This window comes from Rhodococcus sp. SB1D (assembly GCF_048573875.1).
In the GTDB taxonomy this organism is placed as follows: domain Bacteria; phylum Actinomycetota; class Actinomycetes; order Mycobacteriales; family Mycobacteriaceae; genus Rhodococcus_F; species Rhodococcus_F qingshengii.
Map to the genome: position 1 here is coordinate 271,202 of NZ_JBMAIQ010000012.1, position 7,516 is coordinate 278,717.

The following is a 7,516-nucleotide window of genomic DNA, read 5'->3' on the forward strand; positions in this document are numbered from 1 at the left end:
CGAGCAGTACACGTCCTCGGGCGCTGGTGGGTTCTACGACCACCAGCGCTCGAGGACTTTTGCGACCCCGTGTGCCGAATTGGTGTCGGTGACCTCGTCGGCTGCGGCTTTGGCTTCGGGGTGAGCGTTGCCCATGGCGACGCCGAGTCGAGCCATCCCCAGCATCGGGATGTCGTTGGGCATGTCCCCGAAGGCCACCAGACCCGACAGGTCGAAGCCGAACCTCTCCGCGGCAGCAACCAGGCCCGACGCCTTCGTGATGCCCGGCGCCGAGAGTTCGATCAGTCCGTTCTCGGTGGAGTACGTCATGTCGGCGAGCGCACCGACGTGCGGGGCGAGCGTGTCGTACATCGCCGTGCTGGTCATGCCTGGACGGCGAATCAGGAGTTTGACGGCCGGCGCCGCAAGCACTTCGTCCTCGGACATCTCGGTGTTGTCCGGGTTGAGCCAGGCGTGTTCGTAATCTGGTGAGCTGACGAACTGTGGGGTGGCGGCGTCATGTGCGCTCTCCCCCACTCGTTCCGCGGCCAAACCTGCGCCCGGGAGTGCAACCAGTGCCAGCTCGGAGAGTTCGGTGAGTGCGTCGACCGACAAGGTCGCGGCGCTGAGGACGCGGTCGGCGTAGCTGTCGTACACAACGGCTCCGTTGGCACAGACGGCGAGTGGCGCGTATCCCAAGCCCTCGACGACGGGCGAAATCCATCGCGGAGGACGCCCGGTTGCCAGCAGGAACGGCGTGCCGGATTCGACGACGGCATGCACGGCGGCGCGGGTGCGGGCACTGACCAACTCGTCGTGATCGATGAGGGTGCCGTCGACATCGGTCGCAACCAAGGTTGGGCGGTCAGGGCTGATACGACGGTCTGGGCTCACACCGCCATTGTGCCTGCCCGGTACGACGGTCTCGCTCAGCGCGCCCGCTTCGCGCGTTCCTGTGCGTCCATGGCCGCGGCTTCCTCCGGCGTCGGTGCGCCACCGCCGAGTCGGCGAGGCACCCAGTACGCCCCGGGCTCGTGCACGAACCCGTCCTGCACGTGGCGCAGGATTGCATCCATCTCGATGCGCAGAATCTCGCTCAACGCTTCGGCGGGTTCTACCGGATCGATCGGCGCACCCACCTCCACCGAGATCGGGAAATGATTGCGGCCCAGATTTTTCGGTCCGCCCTTGGTGACGATCCGCTGGGCGCCCCAGACGATCAGCGGAATTATCGGTACGCCGGCGTCGATGGCCATCCGAGCTGCTCCGGATTTCATTTCCTTGATCTCGAAGCTCCGGCTGATCGTCGCCTCCGGGTAGACGCCCACCAGTTCGCCCCGTTTCAGGGCGTCGACTCCGGCTCGATACGCCTGCGCTCCGGCAGAGCGATCGACTTCGATGACTCCGCATCCACGCATGAGGAAGCCGAGTACCTTGTTGTCCGCCAACTCGGCCTTTGCCATCACCCTGAGCTTGCGTTTCGCGGTGCCGACCGCCAGGGCCGCCGGTATGAAATCGAGGTAGCTCGTGTGGTTGATCGCGATGACGGCACCGCCGGACACCGGGACGTGCTCCGTCCCGGTGCGGGTGACTTTCACGCCCTGGAAACCGCTCAAACCACGCGCGACTACCTCGACAGCGGTGTAAACGGGTTCGAAGGACATCGGTCAGCCTTCGGACTTCCGCGCCTCGCGAGCCTTGGCTTTCGCCTCGGCCTCATCGGCATCCATCTTGTCGGCCTGCTCGAGCGTCGGCGCGCTGCCACCGAGGCGGGCCGGCACCCAGTACTCGCCGGCGGGATGGTCGTAGTTCTTCTGCAGATCGAGCAGCAACTCCTGCATCGTCGACCGCAGCTTCGCCGTCAGCTCACTCGCCGGCTCGAAAGGTGCAATCGGCTCGCCGACGGCAATGGAGATGGGAGTGTTGGTGCGGCCCAAACGCTTCGGATAACCCTTCGTCCACACGCGCTGAGCGCCCCAGATGACGACGGGAACGATCGGGACGCCCGCCTCGATCGCCATCCGAGCGGCGCCGGACTTGAATTCCTTGATCTCGAAGCTCCGACTGATCGTGGCTTCGGGGTACACGCCCACCAATTCGCCGCGCTTCAGGAAATCTACGGCCGCCTTGTAGGAGTCGGCGCCCGCGCCGCGGTCGACCGGGATGTGCTTGAGGGCCCGCATGATCGGTCCGGAGATCTTGTTGTCGAAGACCTCTTTCTTGGCCATGAACCGGATGTAGCGCTTCGGGGTCCGTGCCGGCAGTCCCGCATACGTGAAGTCCATGTACCCGGTGTGGTTGATCGCGATCACGGCGCCACCGGACGCCGGGATGTTCTGCTCTCCCTTGACGGAGAACTTCAGGCCCTCGAAAGCGAAGACGGTACGGGCGATGCCGATGACTGTTCTGTAAACGGGATCCACAGTTCGCTAGCGTAGACGGGAATCCGTGATCTGACCCGCAGCAGTTCTGGGGTGGATGTTGGTCAGAATGTCGCAAAAGGGGCGTACGAACGAATGAAGTCGGCAGGACGAGCGGCAGTGGGGGCAGTCGCACTCGCCATGACGTTGGCGATAACCGCATGTGAGGACGACGGACGGACGGGAATCCTGACGGACGAACCGTCTCCGCCGACGACGGAAACCACGACGACAACCACTCTCGCACCCACGACGACAATTGCGCCCGCTGCGCCGGTCGCGCCACCTCCGGTTGGTGACGTGCCCGGCAATCCGGCTGCTGCGCCGGCCTTGGCAGCTTGGGCAACTGACCTGGTGTCCTTGGACGTGGCTGCGCTCACGAACGCATGCTGGACGATGCCGCCCACAACGATCGCCGACCGATATTCGGATGTGCCCGCCATCTTGACGGCCATCGCTGCACCAGGCGTCGACGGCCAGTACGCGGTCACCTGGAGCGGCGGCGGACTCTCCGTCGCCGCCAAGCGCTCGGAGATCGCTTCCGGCTATGCGTGCCCGTTCGTCTTCCCTGCGGGGCAATCAAACTTCTACACCGCGGCCGACGCTTCCCACGCCGTCGTCAGGTTTCTCTCACGCGCCACGGGACGGCCGGTCAATACCCGCGACGTCGAGACGTTCTATCCACTGATCTGCCCCGGCAACAGCCCGTGGGATCCCGACGGCACCGGCGCAACCGGCCAGCCGCCACTCAAGCTCGATCCGAATCAGCTGGCCGGTATCAAGTCTTTCGACGCCGACGCTGCAACAGTCACTCCGGTTCGCGGCGACTACGTCCGTGTCACCCTGCCCGTCCGCGACGGAACGGGTAACTCACGCTCGATGCAGTTCACCCTGTCGATCGGCCCCGAGGGATATTGCCTCGGGGCCGCGACCTGAACTGTTCCGGTCAGGAACCGAACGGAAGGAAATCGCTCGAGCCAGCGCTTCCTGAACCGAGGCTGCCCGTGCCACCGCCGGTTGCAGCCTTGATCTGAATTGCGTGGGCCGTCGAGGTGGATCCTGTGAATCCGGTTGCCCCGCTGTAGATTGCCGAAATCGAATGCGTGCCAGTTGTGGTGAAGGTGTGGTTCAGCGCCGCGATCCCGTTGACCACTGCAACAGCGTCACCGATCGGAGTATCCCCATCCATGAACTGCACCGTTCCACCGTTCTGCACCGAACTGACAGTCGCCGACAGCGTCACCGACTTGTTCACCACGGCATCACCAGGCACCGTCACCACAGTCTCCGTGGTGACATCCGAAGGCGCAGGGTCCGTTACATTCACCGTCCGCGCCTGGGCCGAGGATCCGACTACACCGGTTCCTCCCGAATAGACCGCAGTGATGCTGTGCGCACCCGCAGAGGTAAACGAATGCGTCAGGCCGGCAGCGCCGGCCGTAACCGCTTCAGGACCGCCGATCGCGACGCCACCGTCGTAGAACTGCACGGTTCCGACGCCGACAGCATCATCCGACGACGTTCGGACGGTTGCCCACAAGTCGGTCGCCACACCAGTTTTGGCGTCGGTCGGAATATTCAGTTCGACGACGGATTCCTGGTCGGCAACACTGACCTGAACTGACTTCGCACTCGCAACCGAGTTTTTGAATCCGGCACCAGCGGTGAAATTCGCGGTAATGCTCTGCGCGCCAGCGGCATCGAAGGAATGCGAGAGGGTCGCGGTACCACCGGACACCGTCACCGGTGCACCGATTGCCGTGCCGTTCGACTTGAACTGCACCGAACCCACAGCGTTGTTCGGAGCAACCGTCGCGGTGAGATCAACCGCCGTACCCGTAACCGCCGTCGCGGGAACCGAGAGCGACGTCGTCGTCTCGACATCCACCGGAGCCGGATCAGAGACCGTCACCGTGCGAGCCGACGCCGACGAACTCACAAACCCTGCACCGGCAGTGAAGTCAGCCGTAACACTCTGAGCACCAGCAGTATCGAAGGAATGCGAGAGCGTCGCGGTGCCACCGGACACCGTCACCGGTGCACCGATTGCCGTGCCGTTCGACTTGAACTGCACCGAACCCACAGCATTGTTCGGAGCCACGGTAGCGGTCAGATCAACCGCAGTACCCGTAACCGCCGTCGCGGGAACCGAGAGCGACGTCGTCGTCACCACATCCACCGGAGCCGGATCAGACACCGTCACCGCCTGAGCCGACGCCGAGGAGCTGACGAAGCCTGCACCGGCAGTGAAGTCAGCCGTAACACTTTGTGCACCAGCAGCATCGAACGAATGGCTCAGTGTCGCAACACCCGCGGAGACTGTCACCGGCGAGCCGATCGCCGCACCGTTCGACTTGAACTGCACCGAACCCACAGCATTGTTCGGAGCAACAGTCGCGGTCAGATCAACAGCCGTACCCGTGATGGCAGTCGCGGGAACCGAGAGCGACGTCGTCGTCTCCACATCCACCGGAGCCGGATCAGACACCGTCACCGTCTGAGCAGGCGCCGACGAACTCACAAACCCTGCACCAGCAGTGAAGTCAGCCGTAACACTTTGTGCACCAGCAGTATCGAATGCATGCGACAGCGTCGCGACACCTGACGCAACTGCAACCGGCGAACCGATCGCAGTGCCGTTCGACTTGAACTGCACCGAACCCACAGCGTTGTTCGGAGCAACCGTCGCCGTCAGATCAACAGCAGTACCCGTAACCGCCGTAGCCGGAACTTGAAGCGTTGTAGTCGTACTCAGCGCTGAGCTCGAGATCTCGATGGTCTGAGCTTGCGCGGTCGAACCACCAAAACCTGCAGTACCTGAGTAGACCGCAGTGATCGAGTGTGATCCCGTCGTGGTGAACGTGTGATCCAGGGTCGCCGCTCCGCCAGTCACCGCGATGGGTCCGCCGATGTCGATGCCACCGTCCTTGAACTGGACCGTTCCGCCGTTAGCTGCCGGTGAGATGTTTGCGGTCAGCGCGACCGAGGTCTGCTCGACGGCACTACTCGGCACTGTCAACGACGCAGTCGTCTGTACATCGGCAGCGGCCACGCTCACTGTGCGTGCTGGTGACGTGGATGTCAGAAACTCGAGAACACCGTCGTATACAGCGGTGATGGAGTGATCGCCTGCCGCGGTGAATGTATGTGGCAGTGTGGCAACGCCATTGACGACGGCCACCGGGGCGCCGATGTCAGTTCCGCCATCCTTGAACTGAACGGTGCCGCCTGTCGGTGCCGGGGAGACCTGCGCAACCAAATCGGTCGACTGACCGACCGTTGCAGCCGCGCCGGATATCACTGTGGTCGAGGTCGCCGCCTGCGAGACGACGTTGACGGTGGCCAATGCCTGACCACCCGCATTCAACCCACCACCACTCGAATCGCGCGGAGAGCAGTTGTAGCGCTCCCAGTACCCCGGCCAAAGGGTCTCGTACTGCAAGAACGTGAACGCATTCTTCGGCGAATTGAACGCACCCGAATCACCATCTGTGGCACGCAACTTCGGCTGCACCGTACTACCCGCGGCACCGGCAACCACCGTCACGTCGATCGCGGGCAACCGGAAGGTCTTCCCTGCCCCTACCTCGATTCCACCGTCACTGTTCTTGCTCGTGCTCGGGCCGTTACCGCCCTTGTTGTTCGAGTCAGCAGTCTGATTGTTCCCCGAAATACGCAGATGCGTACCCGCGCCATCCGGCGAACCGCCGTCGTTGATCCGAATCACCGACGGAGTTACACCGGACAAATTCGACGAAGTACCTGCCACGACCTGAGCATCCACCAACGACACCCCAGCAGGTATATCGAAGTCGTACTTGAGCCGCGTCCATTTACCGACACTGCGGCCTGCATGCCCACCCGTCGGCACCGACATCACGTTCGGCTGAACCCGATAGGTGAACGTCGACCCCGCCACCACCTTCTCCGGTGCAGACACCGTCACACCCGTCGAATGAAACACATCCGCGATATCAACAGCCAGATGTTCATAACCATCGCAACCCAGCTTGAACCCGATCGAGTTCTCCACCGCGGGAGATGACGTCGGAGCTGCCGAAGCAACGCCACCTGCCACCAGCACGCCACCGACCAACGCCGCCACCACGACCGCGGAACTTCTTCTCACCAACACGAACTCTCCTCAGCTAGCAACAGACGTGGATCGGGAACCGCACGGAAGGAGGTCACTCGAACAGAGCGGAAATCGGAATGGAGCTGGACGCTCGTACAGTACCCGTCAAAAGTAGTACTTGTATCAGTTATTTCAGACAAATATTCACGAACTGCCAATAGTTCAGCTAACGACCGATCAGCGATTCCCGAAGAGCAATGCCCCCTTGCACCTATGGGCGCAAGGGGGCATCACATCATCGGAGAATCATGAACCGAACGGCAGCGACAGTGAACCGAGCGAACCGGAGCCACCACCCCCGTTACCGACGTTCACAACCGATGCAGTCGACGTGGAACCCGTGACGCCCTGGGCTCCGCTGTAGACCGCGGTGATCGAATGGTTGCCGGTCGTGGTGAAGGTGTGGCTCAGCACGGCCTGCCCACCGACAACATCAACGGCAGTTCCGATCGGAGTCGTTCCGTCGAAGAACTGGACGGTTCCCGACGTCGCGCCGGAAGAACTGACCACAGCCTTCAACTGCACCGCCGTGCCGACCTTTGCCGAGGACGGAGCCGTCAACGACGTAGAGCTTTCGACATCCGACGGGGTCGGAACCGTGACATTGACGTCGACAGACTCCGCAGTGGACGACGTGAACACACCGGATCCACTGAATACAGCCGAGACTGCAAAGGTGCCTTCTGCTCCGAATACGTGCGGCAGCTTGGCAACTCCGTCCACAACCGCGACCGGGGCGCCCTGATCGACTCCACCGATCTTGAACTGGACCGTTCCGCCGGAAGGCACCAGGGCGTCCGAGGTTTCTTCGGACACTGTCGCGAAGAGATCAACAGGCAGTCCGACCTTGGCTTCACCCTGAACACTCAGCACCGTCTTTGTCGCCTTGTCGACCGGAGCCGGATCAGAGACCGTCACCGTCTGAGCCGACGCCGACGAGCTGACAAAGCCAGCACCGGCGGTGAAGTCGGCCGTAACACTC

At 62.8% G+C, this 7,516-nt stretch carries 6 protein-coding genes; 1 reads left to right on the forward strand and 5 read right to left on the reverse strand.

The window, feature by feature from the left end; all coding sequences use genetic code 11:
* Positions 1-33 precede the first annotated feature (33 nt).
* Genes ACN50D_RS25065 through ACN50D_RS25075 form a run of 3 tightly spaced genes read right to left on the reverse strand, consistent with a single transcriptional unit; the run spans position 34 to position 2,402 of the window.
* Positions 34-855 carry a Cof-type HAD-IIB family hydrolase gene (locus ACN50D_RS25065; protein WP_037131235.1) on the reverse strand — a complete coding sequence of 274 codons (822 nt, stop codon included), beginning with the start codon at positions 853-855 and terminating at the stop codon, positions 34-36.
* 53 nt (positions 856-908) lie between these two features.
* The gene (locus tag ACN50D_RS25070) at positions 909-1,643 is read right to left on the reverse strand and encodes a lysophospholipid acyltransferase family protein (RefSeq protein WP_058038054.1); all 735 of its coding nucleotides are present in this window, start codon (positions 1,641-1,643) and stop codon (positions 909-911) included.
* A 3-nt stretch (positions 1,644-1,646) separates the two neighbouring features.
* Complete coding sequence (locus ACN50D_RS25075; RefSeq protein WP_003943903.1) at positions 1,647-2,402, reverse strand: lysophospholipid acyltransferase family protein; 756 nt, start codon at positions 2,400-2,402, stop codon at positions 1,647-1,649.
* 93 nt (positions 2,403-2,495) lie between these two features.
* Here ACN50D_RS25075 and ACN50D_RS25080 point away from each other — a divergent pair, with 93 nt between their 5' ends.
* A complete protein-coding gene (locus tag ACN50D_RS25080) occupies positions 2,496-3,335 on the forward strand; it encodes a hypothetical protein (RefSeq protein ID WP_212633823.1) in 840 nt (279 codons plus the stop codon).
* A gap of 10 nt (positions 3,336-3,345) precedes the next feature.
* Here the strand turns inward: ACN50D_RS25080 and ACN50D_RS25085 are convergent, their stop codons facing one another.
* Together ACN50D_RS25085 and ACN50D_RS25090 are read right to left on the reverse strand one after the other, a co-directional pair.
* A complete protein-coding gene (locus ACN50D_RS25085) occupies positions 3,346-6,528 on the reverse strand; it encodes a beta strand repeat-containing protein (RefSeq protein WP_212633822.1) in 3,183 nt (1,060 codons plus the stop codon).
* 252 nt (positions 6,529-6,780) lie between these two features.
* The coding region (locus tag ACN50D_RS25090) for an Ig-like domain-containing protein (RefSeq protein WP_419970241.1) at positions 6,781-7,516 on the reverse strand (736 nt) is incomplete at its 5' end.